The sequence below is a fragment of the Bradyrhizobium cosmicum genome (genome assembly GCF_032290525.1).
GTDB lineage: Bacteria > Pseudomonadota > Alphaproteobacteria > Rhizobiales > Xanthobacteraceae > Bradyrhizobium > Bradyrhizobium cosmicum_A.
The window spans coordinates 325,251-341,622 of sequence record NZ_JASXTA010000006.1; the positions used below are offsets into that span (position 1 = coordinate 325,251).

Annotated in this window: 14 protein-coding genes and 5 pseudogenes; 13 read left to right on the forward strand and 6 right to left on the reverse strand. The window is 59.8% G+C overall.

The features are described from left to right. Positions 1-137 precede the first annotated feature (137 nt). The 3 genes from QSV46_RS14235 to QSV46_RS14245 all read right to left on the reverse strand — a co-directional run bounded on the left by QSV46_RS14235 (position 138) and on the right by QSV46_RS14245 (position 1,963). The gene (locus QSV46_RS14235) at positions 138-419 is read right to left on the reverse strand and encodes a helix-turn-helix domain-containing protein (RefSeq protein WP_314952016.1); all 282 of its coding nucleotides are present in this window, start codon (positions 417-419) and stop codon (positions 138-140) included. Next, entirely contained in the window at positions 374-805 is a 432-nt protein-coding gene (locus QSV46_RS14240) for a hypothetical protein (protein ID WP_314952021.1), read from the reverse strand. The genes QSV46_RS14235 and QSV46_RS14240 overlap by 46 nt, the downstream gene beginning before the upstream one ends. A 591-nt stretch (positions 806-1,396) precedes the next feature. Then, positions 1,397-1,963: a hypothetical protein gene (locus QSV46_RS14245; protein WP_314951921.1), complete on the reverse strand. Its 567-nt coding sequence runs from the start codon at positions 1,961-1,963 to the stop codon at positions 1,397-1,399. Positions 1,964-2,123: 160 nt separating this feature from the next. Here QSV46_RS14245 and QSV46_RS14250 point away from each other — a divergent pair, with 160 nt between their 5' ends. The 3 genes from QSV46_RS14250 (at position 2,124) to QSV46_RS14260 (ending at position 6,138) form a co-directional block, all read left to right on the forward strand. Continuing rightward, positions 2,124-3,338, forward strand: coding sequence for a Fic family protein (locus QSV46_RS14250; protein WP_314951923.1), 1,215 nt, complete (start codon positions 2,124-2,126; stop codon positions 3,336-3,338). A 1,132-nt stretch (positions 3,339-4,470) separates the two neighbouring features. Then, a complete protein-coding gene (locus QSV46_RS14255; RefSeq protein ID WP_314951926.1) occupies positions 4,471-4,776 on the forward strand; it encodes a hypothetical protein in 306 nt (101 codons plus the stop codon). Between the two features lie 255 nt (positions 4,777-5,031). Further along, the gene (locus tag QSV46_RS14260) at positions 5,032-6,138 is read left to right on the forward strand and encodes an RES family NAD+ phosphorylase (RefSeq protein WP_314951929.1); all 1,107 of its coding nucleotides are present in this window, start codon (positions 5,032-5,034) and stop codon (positions 6,136-6,138) included. Positions 6,139-6,860: 722 nt separating this feature from the next. Here the strand turns inward: QSV46_RS14260 and QSV46_RS14265 are convergent. Beyond that, positions 6,861-8,537, reverse strand: a complete 1,677-nt coding sequence (locus QSV46_RS14265; RefSeq protein ID WP_314951931.1) for an ATP-dependent Clp protease adaptor ClpS — start codon at positions 8,535-8,537, stop codon at positions 6,861-6,863. A gap of 276 nt (positions 8,538-8,813) precedes the next feature. Here QSV46_RS14265 and QSV46_RS14270 point away from each other — a divergent pair. From QSV46_RS14270 to QSV46_RS14295, 6 genes and pseudogenes are all read left to right on the forward strand, one after another. Continuing rightward, positions 8,814-8,997, forward strand: a pseudogene (locus tag QSV46_RS14270) (HesB/IscA family protein); the annotation flags it as partial. A gap of 103 nt (positions 8,998-9,100) precedes the next feature. Further along, a pseudogene (locus tag QSV46_RS14275) lies at positions 9,101-10,352 on the forward strand (ISAzo13 family transposase). Positions 10,353-10,376: 24 nt separating this feature from the next. Continuing rightward, positions 10,377-10,652 (forward strand): hypothetical protein, encoded by a 276-nt coding sequence (locus QSV46_RS14280; RefSeq protein WP_314951934.1) that lies wholly within the window; start codon positions 10,377-10,379, stop codon positions 10,650-10,652. Then, a complete protein-coding gene (locus QSV46_RS41420) occupies positions 10,574-11,089 on the forward strand; it encodes an FAD-binding protein (RefSeq protein ID WP_409997171.1) in 516 nt (171 codons plus the stop codon). Before QSV46_RS14280 ends, QSV46_RS41420 begins: the two co-directional genes overlap by 79 nt. Continuing rightward, positions 11,031-11,303 carry a hypothetical protein gene (locus tag QSV46_RS14290; protein ID WP_314951937.1) on the forward strand — a complete coding sequence of 91 codons (273 nt, stop codon included), beginning with the start codon at positions 11,031-11,033 and terminating at the stop codon, positions 11,301-11,303. Before QSV46_RS41420 ends, QSV46_RS14290 begins: the two co-directional genes overlap by 59 nt. Before the next feature lie 340 nt (positions 11,304-11,643). Then, a complete protein-coding gene (locus tag QSV46_RS14295; RefSeq protein ID WP_314951940.1) occupies positions 11,644-11,823 on the forward strand; it encodes a hypothetical protein in 180 nt (59 codons plus the stop codon). Positions 11,824-12,354: 531 nt separating this feature from the next. Here QSV46_RS14295 and QSV46_RS14305 read toward each other — a convergent pair. Both QSV46_RS14305 and QSV46_RS14310 read right to left on the reverse strand, forming a co-directional pair. Then, the gene (locus tag QSV46_RS14305) at positions 12,355-12,759 is read right to left on the reverse strand and encodes a hypothetical protein (RefSeq protein WP_314951943.1); all 405 of its coding nucleotides are present in this window, start codon (positions 12,757-12,759) and stop codon (positions 12,355-12,357) included. Between the two features lie 16 nt (positions 12,760-12,775). Beyond that, complete coding sequence (locus QSV46_RS14310) at positions 12,776-12,976, reverse strand: hypothetical protein (RefSeq protein ID WP_314951945.1); 201 nt, start codon at positions 12,974-12,976, stop codon at positions 12,776-12,778. Positions 12,977-13,445: 469 nt separating this feature from the next. On the opposite strand from QSV46_RS14310, the pseudogene QSV46_RS14315 reads away from it, so the two are divergent. The 4 genes and pseudogenes from QSV46_RS14315 to QSV46_RS14330 form a co-directional block, all read left to right on the forward strand. Next, positions 13,446-13,745 (forward strand): annotated as a pseudogene (locus QSV46_RS14315) (IS30 family transposase); the annotation flags it as partial. 295 nt (positions 13,746-14,040) lie between these two features. Beyond that, positions 14,041-14,460: pseudogene (locus tag QSV46_RS14320) on the forward strand (IS21 family transposase); the annotation flags it as partial. A gap of 168 nt (positions 14,461-14,628) precedes the next feature. Further along, positions 14,629-15,649 (forward strand): annotated as a pseudogene (locus QSV46_RS14325) (Mu transposase domain-containing protein); the annotation flags it as partial. Between the two features lie 355 nt (positions 15,650-16,004). Further along, positions 16,005-16,370 carry a hypothetical protein gene (locus tag QSV46_RS14330; protein WP_314951948.1) on the forward strand — a complete coding sequence of 122 codons (366 nt, stop codon included), beginning with the start codon at positions 16,005-16,007 and terminating at the stop codon, positions 16,368-16,370. Positions 16,371-16,372 lie beyond the last annotated feature (2 nt).

Genomic DNA, 16,372 nt, shown 5'->3' on the forward strand with positions numbered 1-16,372 from the left:
CCGGAGTCCGGCGAGACGCTCCGCGCACCGGGGTACATCCGACGACAAACCGCGTTTAACAGGCTCCTGCTTCGTTTCACCGCCTAAACAGAAGTCCGGAAACTACTCTAAGTAAGCAAGCATGGCTTTTCGTAGGCCTAGGCAGCAACGCGCGAAGCGGCTCGACGAGCCGGCTTGTGCCGGATAACCACATCTACGCGATAGTTGAGCCGATCGAGGCATCGAACAATCCTGTCGATCGAGAACTTCCCTACACGGCCGGTGACCAAGGCAGATACATCGGGTTGCTTAAGGCCCAGCAGTTCAGCAGCCTTTGTCTGGGTCAGCTTACGACGTTTAATAATTGCACGAAGCTCGCGGATAAGCTTCGCTTTCAGGAGTTCTTCTTCAGGATTGGCAAAGTCAAGGTCGGCGAAGATGTTGCGCGTCGTGCTTCCACTGGGCCAGCTCCTCGACGGTAAATCGGTTGATAGGTGTCGGCCAGCCTCCCGCAATTCTGGCAAAGCCAGAGCCCGTTTTCTTGCGCCTCATTGTAGCGGGGGCCTCCGGGAGAAGCCGCGCAGATATGAGCTGCCACGCCCATGATGATCGTGCCGTCCTGCACTGCATAGGCACCGAGAGTCGGCTGCCGGCATTCCGGATTAGAGCAGCGGTAGGGGACGCCCTTGGCAATCTCGGTAACGGTCCGTTCGGTGAAGTTGTCGCGCACGTGCTGCCCAAAACTCGAGGAGCCACTTTCCGGCTCCATGCAAAAAAATGACGAATCCTTTATAAAACCAATAGCATATAAAGCCTGCGGCTGCACGCCTGCGCGATTATCGTTGTTTGTTTGCCTAGGCTTGGCAAGACGGATTGGCTAACACCGGATCACTAATGCCAAAAGTTCTCTCGAGCCACATCGTAAGCGCCATCGATGGCATGTTCTGCTCCAGCCGTAGTGAGGTCGACGGCGGCGCAATCACCCATGTCCATCGCGCCGAAGTTCACGCCTGTTAGGTCTTCTCGATCAAGTTCCAAGCGAATTGGTCGATCTGCCGACGACGGACTACCTTGAGTATTCGCGCTGCCGCGCGGTGCTTGCGACCTCGCTTGCGCGCGGCCTGCACGACACGTCGGCGGCAAGGACGCGGTCGAGCGAATCCGACGGCTCATGAAGCACGTCATGACGAACTGCCTCCGCCAGAGCCTGAGCTGCCCTTTCTTTCGGACACTGATGTTCGCCTTGGCATCGAGGATCGCATTCGGGCCGCGGGGGTGACTGGAAAGGGCATCCACCGACTGTAGAATGGCAAGGCCATGTCGCCCTAAGGCACATTCGTTGTGAAGGCTCATCCGAGCCACAAAGCGAAACCGGCGCCGCTTTTTTTGAAACGGCGCCGGTTTCCTCGTCAAAGGTCTAGTGAGCGACGGCACCTTGCTTGATCGCAGAGGCGAAGCCTTCGACGATGCGAACAAATAGATCGGGATCACGCAGTGCGTTCTTGAGCTCCTCAGCCCAATCAGGATTGGACTCGGTCCACTTGATCAGCGCGGTCGCCTTGACGCCCCGATGCTTGATCAGGAAGTTGGAGATCTTTGCCGGCAACGCGCCCGCGACAAAAGCGGCGTTACCCGGTTCGGCGCGCGCCAGAAGAATGAAGGCCCGTGAGAAGCTCGCGAGATCGTCCTCTTCCGCGAGTTTGGTCAGGAGGTTCAGGACCGGCCCGGAGGGGGTCGTGTAGGCTGCCGAGCCCTGGGATGCGATAGCGTCGGCAATGCGGTGCAGTGTTTCTGGAGACATGCTCTTAATTCCTTCGTCAAGGCCGGCGAGCGCTTTGGCTTTTGCCCTGCGCTCGGCGGCGAGGTTTCTGATGTCGTTTGCGTCTTGTTCGGTCGGCACCCACACGCGGACTTCCTGCCAGCCTTCAGCCAGGCGAACGTCGCGCTGGCGTTTTACTCGCCTAACTACCGTAGGATCGGCCACGAAATGTCTCCGTACTGTCGTTACGGAACATATGGCGTAACGACAGTACGCGCAAGCGTTCCTCAGAAGCGGAACTTTAAAAACTTGCGTAGGATGCCCCCTTCAGCCGTGTTATTGAAGAATAAATAAATAACGTTTATTATGTACCAGAAAATAGATCATGTGCGAAAGGTTTCCTTTGAACCGCGATAATCTCACTCACGCCGTGCGGGAACGATTGAAGCGGCTTCCGGCGCCCCATGCCGCGCATTACGGCGTGGTTCCGCTGCCCCCGCCCAAGGACGGCGTTGCCGTGGGTCCGGTCCTTGCCCGGCTTAGGGCGGCGGATGCCGCCCTGGTGCGCATCGAGACGCTCGCGGCCGAACTAAAGGACCCGTATCTGATCAGCCGCATCTTGCCGCGGCGGGAAGCTGTCAGCAGCTCGGCGATCGAAGGCACCAACAGCACGCTTGACGAATTGCTGTCCGGTGAAGAAAGCGAAGATTCCCAGCAGGGTGAGGCGGTAGCTCAGGTGCGTGATTACGCGCTCGCGCTCGATGACTTCCTGCCGCGGGCCAGACAAGAGAAACTGGAAATCTTCACAAGCGGTTTGGTGCACGATCTGCATCGCGCCGTCATGCGCGGCGACACAGAATACAAGGACAGGCCCGGCGATCTTCGCCAGGTTGTCGTCTGGATCGGCGGCAGGGGCGATATCGCTTACTCAACCTACAATCCGACGCCGCCGTCGGACATTGCCGCGTCCCTTGAGGACACGATGAAGTACATGCGCTGCGAGGGCATGCAGGCAATGTACCAGAGCTTCATCGTGCGAATGGCGGTTGCGCACGCACATTTCGAGGCGGTCCACCCGTTTCGTGATGGCAACGGCCGTGTTGGCCGTCTGCTTTTGCCATTGATGATGGCCGCCGAAGGCATGATGCCGATTTACCTATCGCCGTACATTGAAGCGCACAAGACAGCTTATTATGAATCGCTCAAGGCAGCTCAGCAGCGCCTCGAATGGCACGAAGCGGTCGGGTTCATGGCGGACGCGATTGTCGGCACCACAAATGAGCTCCTGAAGACCCGCGACGCCTTGTCTGCACTTTGCGATTTATGGCGGAAGCGGCGGAAGTTTCGCCAGGGCTCAGCCAGCCTGCGCGCACTCGATGTTCTGCCGCACTATCCGGTGCTGACCGTCAAGCGTCTGGCCTCGCTTCTCAGCATTACGGTGCCTGCAGCGTCGCAAGCGGTAGAGCAACTGGTCGAGAATAAAATCTTGAACGAGCGTACCGGCTATGCGCGCAACCGCGTCTTCGCCGCACCCGACGCGCTGTCGATCATTAACCGCCCCTTCGGCGAAGGGCCCATTCTTCCCGGTGCGGACACCTGACGGCCGCCATGCCGGGCTGACAATCGGTGACGCCGCGATTTGCGGCTTCGCCCCGCCGTCGGTCATGCCGTCGGCTCGGACTTCCTTGAGACCGAGGCGATTTTCAATAGCACGCGATCCCGCAAATGCTCAATGATCACGCCGGAGGAAGGGAGATTCGGTAGATGGTCGAGGCGATTCTCCGAAGGACGCTCAAGAGAGTGGTTGACCTTGCATCGATGCACAGCATCAAGAGTGATGCGCTCATAGCGATGAGCAAGGACGATTAGCAGGTTCTCCGTCGCGCGGCGACACGCGCGCGGCTTGACAGGAAGGCGCGTTTCGTCTGCGCGACATGCGGACATGCCGTCTATGCTCCGCGCGAAGGCCGGACCGGCCAGTCCTACTGGAAACAGCACCCAGGTACCCCCACAACTTTGTCCCTGGTGGACGGGGACGCCGGCCAGCGTCGATATCGTTAGCGCGCAGCAATTTGAGGAGCGCAGGAAAGCCCGTTGCATGCTAAAAAAAATCAAACATATGATCGGTGAGTTATTGACCAAAGAATCCGCGCACGACCGCAGGAAGCGTCCTTGTCGATGAGTATCTCGTCCTAGAGAATGGACGACGGCGGCCGGACGTACGCGCGATCTATGATGGCATGCCACTCGTCGTGGAGGTTCAACTTGCAACTACGCAAATCCCCATCATCTGCAACGCGAAGATTTCTATGAGAACGCGTCCATTCGCCTGATTTGGCTCACCTGGAGATTTGAGCCATCCACGAGCGGCCGATTACTCAGTTCATTTGAGGACATTTTCTACTCCCACGACAAGAACCTGTTTTCAATGGACGATGAAACGATAGGCCTGTCCAGACAGCGGCGAGAAGTAATCTTGCGCGCTTTCTGGCTGGATGGAGACGGGTGGCACGCGAAATTGGTCACGATTTCCGACCTCAATTGGATCGAGGGAGGGCGCGCAAACGCGGTTCCGTCGAGGCCGCCTTGGCATCATGATTTTCTATCGCGCTGGCGCGGCGCGCTCGGAGGAAAAGGTACGAAATGGAAGGAGCGTGAGATCCTGTTTGGCGAACTCGTCGCCAAAGTGGCGATTCGGGGGGGGCGATGTCAACGAACTGCATGCGCGAGACGTGGATGCATTGATCAACTGCATGCTGTCGCTGGTCGACGGTCGACCTGTAGGGTCGCGGCAGCAGAATCTTGTCGAGGTGCTGAACTCCTTCCTCAATGTCGAGCGACGGCAGCGCTATGTGCGCCTCATTCGCACCTTCGCGCAACTGACCAACAGGGATGCTGTCCTTGAAACAAGATCGCCAAAGCACACACAGTGCCGCAAGACGATCGCCAAAGCGTGTCAGGAAAGATCGCGCTGGCGTTGTTCCCGGAGATACTCTCTTCAGCTTGACGCAATGCCAGCAGCGTATCGCAGCGCTTGACGAATCTGCACCGAGATCAAGTGAGTCAAGGGTTGCTGACGGGGCCAGACTGCCTCTGAGGCAGCGACTTGGAAGGGGGCGATGGCGGAATAAGGTGGGAAATATCGTGCATTCCGTAGATAGTGGCGACCTCAAAGCGAAGCACATATGCTACGTCTGCATTGGCGAGCCGTATCTGAGCGATGAAGTTCGCGCAAAGGGCGCGCCAGGTGCAGCTATTGCGAAAAGACGCGTCGCACCTTCAGCCTTGACAAGATGGCCGAGCGTGTGGCGACTGCGTTCGAGCAGCACTACTATAGAACGTCAGATCAACCGAACGACTACGAACATATGCTCCAGCGCGACAAGGAGCTGAGTTACGAATGGAATCGACATGGCGATGATGTCGTGTACGCCATTCAAAACGCGGCCGAAATCCCTGAAGAAGCTACCCACGATATCCAGTCAATCCTGGAGGAGGAGCATAGCGATTTCGACAGCGTGGCGATGGGGGAGGAGACGGAGTTCGCGAGCTATCAGCTATTACGAGGAGAAAAAGGTCAGCGACGATGCATGGCACGAGGAATGGCGTCGGTTCGAGAATTCTCTCAAGACCGAGGCGCGCTTTTTCAGCCGTACTGCAGCTGCGCATCTGGCGGCAATCTTCGACGGGGGCGATGCTTTAAGGACGCGGCAGGGGCAGCCGCTTGTCGTAGATGCGGGGCCGGGAACGGTTTCCATACACTCTCTCGCGCCCGGGTCTTCCAGTCCGACGACAAACTCGAGGCGACGTTGTATCGGCCCGTCCTCCAGCTCGAGTCGCCGCCGACGCTGCTGGCTGCGGCAGGTCGCATGAACGCGCGGGGCATTTCCGTGTTCTACGGCGCCAACGATCCGAAGGCCGCCATCGCCGAGGTGCGGCCTCCGGTTGGAAGCAAGGTTGCCGTGGCGCAATTCGACATCATCCGAAAGCTCCGGCTGATAGATCTGACGGCGCTCAAGAATGTCCAGATGCGCGGAAGCATCTTTGACGTCGATTTTGCGCGCCGGCTGGAACGAGCGCAATTTCTGAAATCTCTGAGCAGCCGTATCACCCAGCCAGTCATGCCCGACGACGAGCCTTTCGAGTATCTGGCAACTCAAGCCATCTCCGATTTTCTCGCAACCGAATCCTCGGTGCCCATCGATGGCATTATTTTCCCGTCGGTTCAGGTCGCCGGAGACGTGCTCAAAATCGTCCTATTCCAAAAGGCTGCGCGCGTTGAGGCGATGGAAATTCCAAGCGGGACCGAGATCAGAGCCAGGACGGGGCAAAGTACCGGGGAGGGGGCTGGGAAGTCGATTACTCGGTTTCGAGGAGGTGCCGCCGGCGCCAAAGGTTGATGAGGAAAAGGTAAAATCGCCAGCATGGCCCGACTTCGATGCCATGCCGGCGTTGGCAGGAGCACGAGTCGATTCCGATCCGCGGGAGCCAAGCCTTCGCGTGATGCCGGACAGCGTTAACGTGCACCATGTGGAGGGTGTCGTCTTCACGACAGACGAGTATCAGGTGCGTCGTTCCCGCTGGGAGAAGGACGAGCGATCGCCTTTCTAAATTTACACCCGGTCATGAGAAGGTGTTTGGCGGCAGGCAGCAAAGGCGCTGACGCATCAGAGCATTCGTCCGCCAGAAGCAGTGGCGCGAAAATTCCCACAACGACCGCGAACGAATCGAGAGACAAACCCCAATACCATTAGCCACGCACTATGCTTCGGAAGAGGGACTTTTCGCCGGCAATCCCGCAGCCGTTCTCGTTCCTTGACGGATGGCGAAACTCCAATTGATCGTCCGACAAGTGCGCCATTCCAGCCTGCTCTTCCGATAAGTGTTCCATGCTACCGCATATGCTCTGCTCATTGTATATCGGCTGTGGCGCCGCGTTGCCTTCGTGATATCGAAGCCCGTGTAGGGGACAGGCCGGCATGGAACATGGTTGGCGGCGATTGTCGAGGCGGTTCGCGTTCACGAACCGCCTCGCTGCTCATCAATCATAGACGCGTCGTCGACACCCGGCGCATGCGGGAGTTGGCGCAGCCCTTGGCGGGTGATCTTCCTCCCTTCGCCTTCATTCAGACCCCGCAGCCATCGCTCCGGCCCCACCCAAGAGCTTCACGTTGAGGCGGCCGCCGGTGAACAGCATGTCGTCGAGCGCCTCCTCGATGTCAGCTGTGGTCACTGAGTTTCCGCCGTCACGAGCGATGCAGGATTGCGCAATGCGTCGCATCAGCTCCTTAATGAAAGCGGCGCTGACGCCCTCAGTGCGGCGCACCGTCTCGGCTACGATCTCCGCCTCAAGCGGCAGGCCCATGCCGTAAAGCCGGATCAGCTTGTCGCGGCCGGTCGTATCAGGCAGCGGCATCTCGATCGCCTGGTCGATGCGGCCGGGGCGACCGGCCAGGGCGCCCTCGAGTTGCTCGGGGCGGTTGGTGGTGAGCACGAAGAGGATGTCAGCGTCTTGCTTCAAGCCGTCCATCTCATTTAGGAGCTTGTTCAGCGCGGCCTCCTCACATGTTGCCAATTGGTCGCGCTTGCTGGCGATCAGATCGACATCCTCGATCACCACCATGGTAGGCTGCAGCAGGCGCGCGAGCGCCATATAGGCGCTCAGCTCACCGACCTCTTCGGCGGTGATGATTAGCGTGGTGTGTCCAGGTAGGTTGGTGGCGAGATAGCGGATGGTGTGCGTCTTACCGGTGCCGGGCGGGCCATAGAGCAGGATGCCCTTGCGGGTCGACTGGCCGAATCGGCGGAGTGCGTCGCGCGTGGCGACAAAACTCAACACGTTGCGATCGAGCAATTTGATAGCCTGTTCCCGCAGGATCACGTCCTCGCGCCTCACTGGTGCCAATCGATGCACCATGATGCCTCTTGAGCGGCCGCTGTAATCCGCACCTTTCTCGAATGAGAGGATCTTGCCGCGATAAGAACGTGCCGCGTGTACCGCCCGTTCCAGTTCGTCAAAGCTGCGCTGAACAAAGGCTTCGCCGCCAGACCCCGCAGGGGCAACGATTTCAATCCGGATCTTCGCCTCTTGCTTGAACTCGAGCTCAGTAGAGAGCACGACGGCATAGAGAAATTCGTTCGCCCGGCAAAGCCACAATCCATTGTACAGGCATTTGACCGGCGCCGTCTCGCCAGTATCGACCTGGTGATATTGCGGCGGCACCAGCGAAATCGCATCCCGTCCACGCCGCTTCATCCGAGCGAATGAAAGCGTCTCGTACCTATGTTCTTCATAGGCGCCGAAGAAGCGGACCGGATCGGCGAATAGCTCATCGATCGCGACCTGAACATCGGCCTGCATGTGGCCTGGGAATTGCCGCACAGTAGTGGCGAGTTCGCTCGGCGGTATATTGGTGAAGTGCCACTCAAGCGCTTCGAAGGCATATTCGAACTGCACGTCGGACAGGTCGCGGCCGTCCGCTTCGCCCCCGGCTTCGCCCGTGATCTGCAGGCGACATCCTTCAGCTCGGATACGCTCTTGCGCCGCCTCGAGGAGCGCCCTTGCGACTGAGGGAGGATAGCGTCCGCAGACGGCCTTGCCCTGCTCCAAGACGAGTTTGGCGAGCGCAATGGCATCCCGCTCCTGTTTGTCGAATACCTCGCGCAGCAGGCGTACCACGAAACCGAGAGTCGTGTTGCCGTCATTGTGTAAAACAAGCTGAATGGACGCGCCGCCTGCGCGGATCTTGTCCACAAAGATTCCCGGTGCGTGTTCTAGTTGTTCGGCAGTGTTCGTCATGAAAGTGCGCTCCGATCTAAGCTAATCACCGGACACTTCGGCCGGCTTAGACACGCTATGCAAGTTGCTTGCCCCCGCGTTCCTTACGCTTTAGCGGCGGAATCCATAAAGAAGACACGCAAAGCCGCCGCAATCCCTCGAAGACCTTTGTCAGCAACCCTACACGCGTCGCAAAGCCAACAGACGCGATCTTGAAAGGGTGAGCAATGTCAAGCTCGGGCGCTTGCATCCGACTTGCCAGTTCTTATGCAAACGACCCAGGCAAAAAGGATAGCCATGATCAATCTGACGGATAGCGCAGTAAATGCGCTTAAGAGCGCGATCTCGGCTTCGGCGCAGCCGACGAGCGGGCTGCGCATCATGGTCGAGGCCGGTGGCTGCGACGAGTTCAAATACCGGATGAGCCTGAGGCCGACGAGACCACAGCATGATCGAGCGCGACGGCGTCAAGGTGTTCGTCGTCGACAATAAGGGCCCGTCCATCTGAGTCATAATTGCCACAGATGGCGAGGATTTTTTGCGCAGGATTCAGAATGATGAGTCGCGCGACGTAGGGTCGTGGGATGATTCGAGCCGCTCAGGCGCACGCCGCGCGGAAGCGCTATCGGGAGATGGCCCCTGTTCTGAATGAACAGAGCCTCGGGCGCTTTGTCGCCCTGGAGGCGAAAGCGCTCGGACACGGCGGGGTCAGCTTGATGTCCGGCATCAGCGGATTGGCGCGGTCGATGATTTATCACGGACTGACATTGGCGACAACTGGCGGTTCCGGCTGGACATGTCCGTAAGGCGGGCGGGGGGCACAAGAAGAAGTCGTCCCCGGATCCAACCCTCGCGGCCGATCTCAAGCGCCTGGTCGAACCGGTGACGCGGGGCGATCCGATGCAGCCATTGTTGTGGACGACCCGCAGCCTGGTGACCGAGCTGGCGAAGGAGGGTCATAAGGTTTGCCCGACGGTGTCAGCAAGCTGCTGCGCGGCATGGGTTACAGCCTGCAAGCGAACAACAAGACACGAGAAGGCGGCCAGCACATCGATCGCGACGCGCAGTTTCAATACATCAAGACGCAGGCCACAACGGTCCTGGCGGCGAACGAACCGGTCATATCGCTCGACACGGAGAAGAAGGAATTGGCAGGCAGTTTCAAGAACAACGGCCGGGAATGGCGTCGCCAAGGCAGGCCTGAGTTTGTCAACATTCATGACTTTATCGATCCCAAGCTGAGCCGCGCCGTGCCGTACGGCGTGTACGACATCACCAATAATGTCGGCTGGGTCAGCGTCGGCACGGACCACGACACCGCCAGCTTCACGGTCAATGCGATCCGCCAATGGTGGCGGACGATGGGCAAGAAGCGTCATCCGACAGCCAAACGCCTGATCACACGGCCGACGGCGGCGGCAGCAACGGGTCTCGTGTGCGCCTGTGGAAGGTCGAGCTTCAAAAACTGGCGGACGAGCTCAGTCGCCGATCACGGTTTGCCACCTGCCGCCCGGCACCAGCAAGTGGAACAAGATCGAGCATCGTCTCTTCTCCTTCATCACCATTAACTGGCGGGGAAAGCCACTGCGTAGCTATCGCACGATCGTCCAGCTGATCGCGACGACAGCAGATGCCGGCCTCAAGGTGCGCGCCGAGCTGGACGAAAAGAAGTATCCCAAAGGCGTCAAGGTTTCCGATCTCCAGATAGCTGCCGTCAACAATGCGCAAGCCAATCCCACCGCGCCGAGCGGGCGTCCGTCCCGGCGGGATCGGTTGAATTCGATGGGGAGGTGCTGGTCCTCGGCGGCGGACCTGCGGGCACTTGGGCGGCCGTGACTGCGGCTGAAAGCGGCGCCCGTTGTGCTCGCCGCCAAGGGTTTTTGCGGCACGCCGGGTTCAAGGCTCCGGCCGGCACGGGCCTCGGTACGCGATCCGGATCCGGCGCTTCGCGAAATCGCGATGGCCAATCGCGACAAGCTTGGCGGACAGCTCCAGGATCGCCGCTGGATGGAACGCGTCCTCGACCAGGCCTACCAACAGAGCAATCGGCTCGCCGATTGGGGCTATCCTTATCCCACCGATGGCCCGGGCAAGTCGCAGCGTACGTCGCTGCAGGGGTCGAATACATGCGGCTGATGCGCAAGTGGACCAAGCAGGCTGGCGTCACCATTTTAGATCATAGTCCTGCGCTCGAACTGATCGTCGACGACAATGGCGCCGTTGCAGGCGCCATCGGGCTGCGCCGCCAGAAGCATGATCGCTGGACCGTGCGCGCCGAGGCGGTCGCAATTGCGACCGGCGGCTGTGCGCTCCTTAGCAAGATCCTGGGATCGAATGTTCTGACCGGCGATGGCTATTTGATGGCCGCGCAGGTCGACGCTGAATTCAGCAGCATGGAGTGCTCCATATGTAATCTCGCCGGCCTTCGGTTCGGTAACCAAGACGCTGTTCTACGGTTGGGCGACATTCACAAGACGGCAGTGTTGTCCCGGTGCGGCGTCGAAGGGTGGGCGCTTGGCCATCGCCCGCGCGCTGCTCGAGGGCGCGGTCTATGCGCGGCTCGACAAGGCTGACGATGACGTACAGCGCCAGGTGCGCGCATCGCGGCCGAACTTTTTCCTGCCGTTCGATCGCGCCGGCATCGACCCGTTTACGGATCGTTTTCCAATCGTGCTTAGGCTCGAAGGCACCGTCCGCGGCACCGGCGGCTTTGCATCTCTGACGACAGTTGTGCGACCAACGTACCGGGGCTCTATGCCGCAGGCAGCGCAGCGACGCGCGAGTTGATCTGCGGCGGTTTTACCGGTGGCGGCAGCCACAATGCCACTTGGGCCGTATCGTCGGGAAGCTGGGCAGGGGAGGGCGCTGCCGATTACGCCAGGCAGCTTGGTACGACCATCAAGCGAAAGCTGTCACCTGCGGGCACCGTCGTCCTTCGTAATCGGTCGCCGCGCGCGTTCGAACCAGCGGCGCTCGCTAGAGCGGTTCTTTCCATATGAATTGAACTACCTCCGGGATGCGTCACGCCTGGATCGAGCACTGGCGCGCCTCGACGTCGCGTGGCTCAGGGTTTCGCAGGCGGATGCGGCGAACGCAGCCGATGTGTTGGAGGTCGCGACGCACGGCCATGCTGGCGACCGCCAGGTGGATGTATCGCAGCGCGCTGGCGCGTGAAGAAAGCCGCCGTATGCACCGCCGCGACGATTTTCCCGACCAGGATGTCGAAAAGCGTCATTACGTGACGACAGGCGGTCTGGACGATGTCTGGACCTCGGTCCGGCCCCACGCTATCGGAGCCGCGGAATGATTGAGGTCATCGATCGAGGTCATCCATATTGAGCGCTGCACATGGTGTGACATCTGTGTCAACCTGTGCTCGACCAACGTCTTTGACAAGACGGACGGAATTCCGGTCAGTGCCGGCCAGGAGGACTGCCAAACCTGCTTCCTTTGCGAGCTATGTTGTCCCGAAGATGCGCTCTGGGTCTGGCCCTTTGCCGATGAGACCCAGCCCATCGACGTCGCCGCGCTCAAGCGAGCGGCGGCGATGGGCGGCTATCGCCGAGCTGACCGAGGAGACGCGGGATCACCGCGGCATCGAACAAAGCTACCTGCTCTTTGGTCAATGAGCGGCGGCGCCTGCCGGGCCCTGTGGAGGCTACGGAATCTTTGCCGCGGGAATCAATAACTTGATTGATCATTTGATTTCGCATCCCTAACAATCTCGCCGCTACTGATGCAGCCAACGGCGCGACGACTGACACGAGTCGCAGACCTATATCCTTGAGCGCCCGAGTAGTGACTTTCAGAGCCGCTCGGAAAACTCGGCGGCTGTTCCTTAAGATGCATGCGCTCGCGCGCGTTCGCGGGCTTCGCGGCGACACTGGCGACGTTCGCGTCGCAGCTTCGCTGGCTCCATTGGCTGCGGCAACGCTGGAACCGGCGGGCCTGCCGTTTCCATTGAGGCCTTCTCAAATGCGTGGTGCTCGCTTCGACGCGCCTCCATGGATTCGAGCACGGCTCGCCCTTTGACAGTAATCCTCCAGCCGCCATTTTGACGCTCAATGAGGCCGTCCGAAAAAATGTCGAGCCCCGGCACGCGCGCGCCCAGTCGCTTGGTGCGCTCGGCCCATTCCGGGCCGCTGGTGGCGAGGATGGCCATGTCGCGCTTGAGGTTCGCCATTACCGCGAATCCTTCCGGGTAACTCACCAGGATCTTCAAAACCGTCACCTGGAAATTCACCCCGCACCTCGCCCGATCAACGCCACATGCTCGGCGCTTGTGTCAGGGCTTTCCGGCCGATCTGCCGCAGCTCGTCCGGTGTCGTTTCGCCGGTTTTTGCGGCTTCCAGGATCTTGCAGGCCACGTGGGTGCGAGCGCCGGTCTCGTCGCGAGGTAGGTTTTCGCAAACCTCGTCGAGTACCGCTCGCAATAGAGCGGTTGTCGCTTGTTCAAACATGGTACGCCCCTCGGAAAGCCCGATCTTAGCGCAAGTGTTTCCATTTTGGGATTCACGAATGTTAACTGATGAACTTTGCCGCACTGCACACGACCAGCGCCCGTGCCAGTAGCGCGGTTCCCAATCAGCACATTACGGCCCCCGGAGACCTGTCTCGTTCTCGCGATGAACGTGGGTCGCCCGGCGAGCCCATTCCTTGCTTTGGCCGCCCAGCGTGTCACGATCAGATCGACACCGCTTTAGGGCGACGGAGATAGTGCCGAGCATTCCAAACTGCAGAGCCGCGTTAGTCGTCGTGTCGACGCACTGCGGAACAAGGCCAGGAAGAAGGCGGCTGTTTTCGGATTCAGCGCCTCAACGACGATGCCTTCGCGCAACGCGGCGGGCGCCGGTCGTCCGGACTTGGGTCGGTGCGGAAACGCGGGCTTCCCTCCAGGCCTTGATGCCGAGCAGATGAGATAGAAGGCGCCGGCTACCCGAAGAGCTGCGTCGCTCGCTTACCTGGGATCAGGGAGCCGAAATGGCTCAGCACGATCGTCTCAAGATCGATGCGGGTGTCCAGGTCTACTTCTGCGCCCCGCAAAGCCCTTGGCAGCGCGGCACTAATGATAACACCAAGGGGTTGCTGCGGCAGTACTTCCCGAAAGGTGCAGACCTGTGCATCCACAGCGCTGAGGAGGTCCGCTGTGGCAGCGGCCCTCAATGCCCGACGAGAAAGACACTGGGCTGGAAAACGCCGGCGGAGGCGCTTGAGGATCTACTGTCATGAGTGAAAGTAACTGGTGTTGCAACGACCGTTTGCATCCGCCCTGCTCGCCGCGATCGGAATGATGGATCAATCCTGTACCGGGCTGCCGTTGGAGTGCGGCGCGGCAATCAGGATGGAAGTGCGTATTGCCGCATGTAGCGATGTTCCCAATAGACCTATTGTTGCCTCATCTATTTTGCTCCCTAGCCAGGGGAGCGAAGGAAGCCGGTCGCACAACTTGTGGGCATTCGAGCGCGCCGAATGTCGCGCTCGGTCCGAGCGGACCGCGCCGTCTGGTGATCGCGGCTGGCCGGTGATGGATGGTTGTTCTCGCCAAAGAGGAATCACCCGTTGCCAGGCTGCCATGTCACCGATCACCAGATGAGGCGCTACATGAAGTTCCGTCAAACCAATTCGCCACCAGTGGCGGCCGCGAAGGTGTCGTTCAGTTCGTCGACCGCTTATCGGCTCGAAAAGGATCTGCGTCTTCCGTCGCAAAAGAAGTCACAGCGGCAAAGGCGCCGGCCAGGCCAACGTCTTCGTCCTGGAGGTCGTGCCGATGCTGAAGGCTGCTCCCGGCATGCGGCCCGTGGCCATCTTCGAGGAGATGCTCCGACACCATCCTGAGCTGGGGGCTAGAATCCGCCGCACGCTCGAGCGCCGGATCCGCGCCTGGCGGGCGATCCACGGCGAGGAGCAGGAGGTCATCTTCCGCCAGACCCATGAAGTGGGCCGGGTCTGTCGCCGGGCTTTGATTTGAGCGTCGGAAGGATGGCGAGCAGCAGCCCGGCAATAGGTCTCGAACGGACGTCCGGTCTATGGGGTGCTGAAGACGGTGCAAAACTATACGCCGTCCGAGGTCCTGTTGAGCATCAGGCAGGCCTTACCTCTGAGATGGCGGCAAGTGGGCCAGGTCGGCCTGTCCGACTTCACCGATATGGGCGAGCTTGGGGTCGCCATCGCTGGCGTGCCGCTCGATCATTGCCTGTATCACTTCCGGTTGGCCTATTGCGGGTTTGAACACGCCCATGTCGTACTCGGTGGCGAGAGCTTCGTCGCATTGGCCGAAGGGCTGCAGAATGCCCTGTGGTCGCTCGGTGGGGCACCGCGGGAGCATCGGACCGACAGCCTGTCGGCCGCCTTCTGCAATCTCGATCGCAATGCGAGGGACGATCTGACCCGACGGTACGAGGACCTCTGCGTCCACCACGGCATGCGGCCTTCCCGAGAGCTCGCATGGCCATCCCCAGCGGACGATCGCCGATACGCTGCTGTTGCGCAGCACTGCCGAATTCGATGATCTCGCCGCCTATCGCGGCTTCATCGACGAGATCGTCAGCCGCCGCAATGCCCGCAACGCCAATCGGATCGACCACGAACGCGCCGCCGTGCAGGCGTTGCCAGATCGCCGCACCTCGGACTATGAGGAGGTGATTGTCCGCGTGACGTCAAGCGGCGGCTTCACCTTGCGCAAGGTGTTCTACACCGTGCCGTCGCGTTTGATCGGGCACCAACTGCGGGTGCGCCTTTACGACGATCGTCTCGACGTGTTCGTCGGCGGCACCCATCTCGTCACCCTGCCGCGTGGGCGGCCGCATCCCAACGGCAAGCACGATCAGGTCGTCGATTGTTGGCACGTGATCCATTCCTTGCGACGCAAGCCAATGGCACTGCTCAATCTCGTCCACCGTGATCGGCTGTTCCCGCGCGATGCCTATGGCCGAACTTTCGATTGCTTGCGCCCACGGCTGCCGGACAGGAAAGTCGATCTGCTCGCTCTGGCGCACGAGCGCGGCTGCGAGGCCGAACTCGCCGAACACCTCGCGGCTGACCATAACGCTGGCCAACTGCCGACCGGACGGCTGTGCGCTTACTTCGCGCCCGATCCGGCCTGCGTGCCGCACGTCGTGGTGCAGCTCGCACCGCAAGTGCAGCGACTCATGATCTTCTTCTACAGGGCCTCTCAATTCATGGGCTCTCTTTTGTCCCGTTCTGGTGTTTTCGATCATGCCGCGCGGGCTGTTGAAGGTCCGGTGTTAGAAGCGAAGCGAACGTTAGGATTCCGATTCCTTTGTAAAAGGCAGGACTGCGAGCAAACCGTCATGAGCGCCGGAAAGTTATCTTCGTTCGCCTGTAAAATCCCTTATTTTGAGGGCTTCCCGGTCTTCACAGTTCCAGTTTGCGCGCTATAGTTGCATCATGCCGTCGACTACATTTATAGCTTCTTTTTCCAACATTCGCCGTTGATTCGGGGTTGACAAAATATAAGGAATTCCCTATATGCTTGTTTCGTTCGACGATCCCGGATTGGGAGACGCGGCTGATGAGTTGGAGCAGCTTGGGCACAATTTCGCTTGCGAGATCCTGCTCTACCTTCAGAAAGTCCACAGCGGATCAGTGGATAGCAGGGATCTGTTGCCCTTCTATACGTATAGGGGCGTGGAGATGTTCCATGCTTCCGCGGCGGCTAAGTTTGCGATCTTCGCTGTCGAAATTGATGATGATGGCGATGTGACGGTAACGCTCATGCTAGCGGCTGAGCATGGCGTGCCGATGTACGCTGGAGGGTGTTCCTGGAATGGCGGCGATTATAACGCCTTGAAGACCGGAATACTGAATGCGCGAGCTTCAGTTTGGTTCGTATGAAG

Excerpts from the sequence above, each read along its gene's own strand:
- QSV46_RS14250 (WP_314951923.1), top strand. The coding sequence starts at position 2,124 with ATGTGCGAAAGGTTTCCTTTGAACCGCGATAATCTCACTCACGCCGTG.
- QSV46_RS14260 (WP_314951929.1), top strand. The coding sequence starts at position 5,032 with ATGGCCGAGCGTGTGGCGACTGCGTTCGAGCAGCACTACTATAGAACG.
- QSV46_RS14265 (WP_314951931.1), bottom strand. The coding sequence starts at position 8,537 with ATGACGAACACTGCCGAACAACTAGAACACGCACCGGGAATCTTTGTG.
- QSV46_RS14295 (WP_314951940.1), top strand. The coding sequence starts at position 11,644 with ATGCTGGCGACCGCCAGGTGGATGTATCGCAGCGCGCTGGCGCGTGAA.
- QSV46_RS14310 (WP_314951945.1), bottom strand. The coding sequence starts at position 12,976 with ATGTTTGAACAAGCGACAACCGCTCTATTGCGAGCGGTACTCGACGAG.
- QSV46_RS14330 (WP_314951948.1), top strand. The coding sequence starts at position 16,005 with ATGCTTGTTTCGTTCGACGATCCCGGATTGGGAGACGCGGCTGATGAG.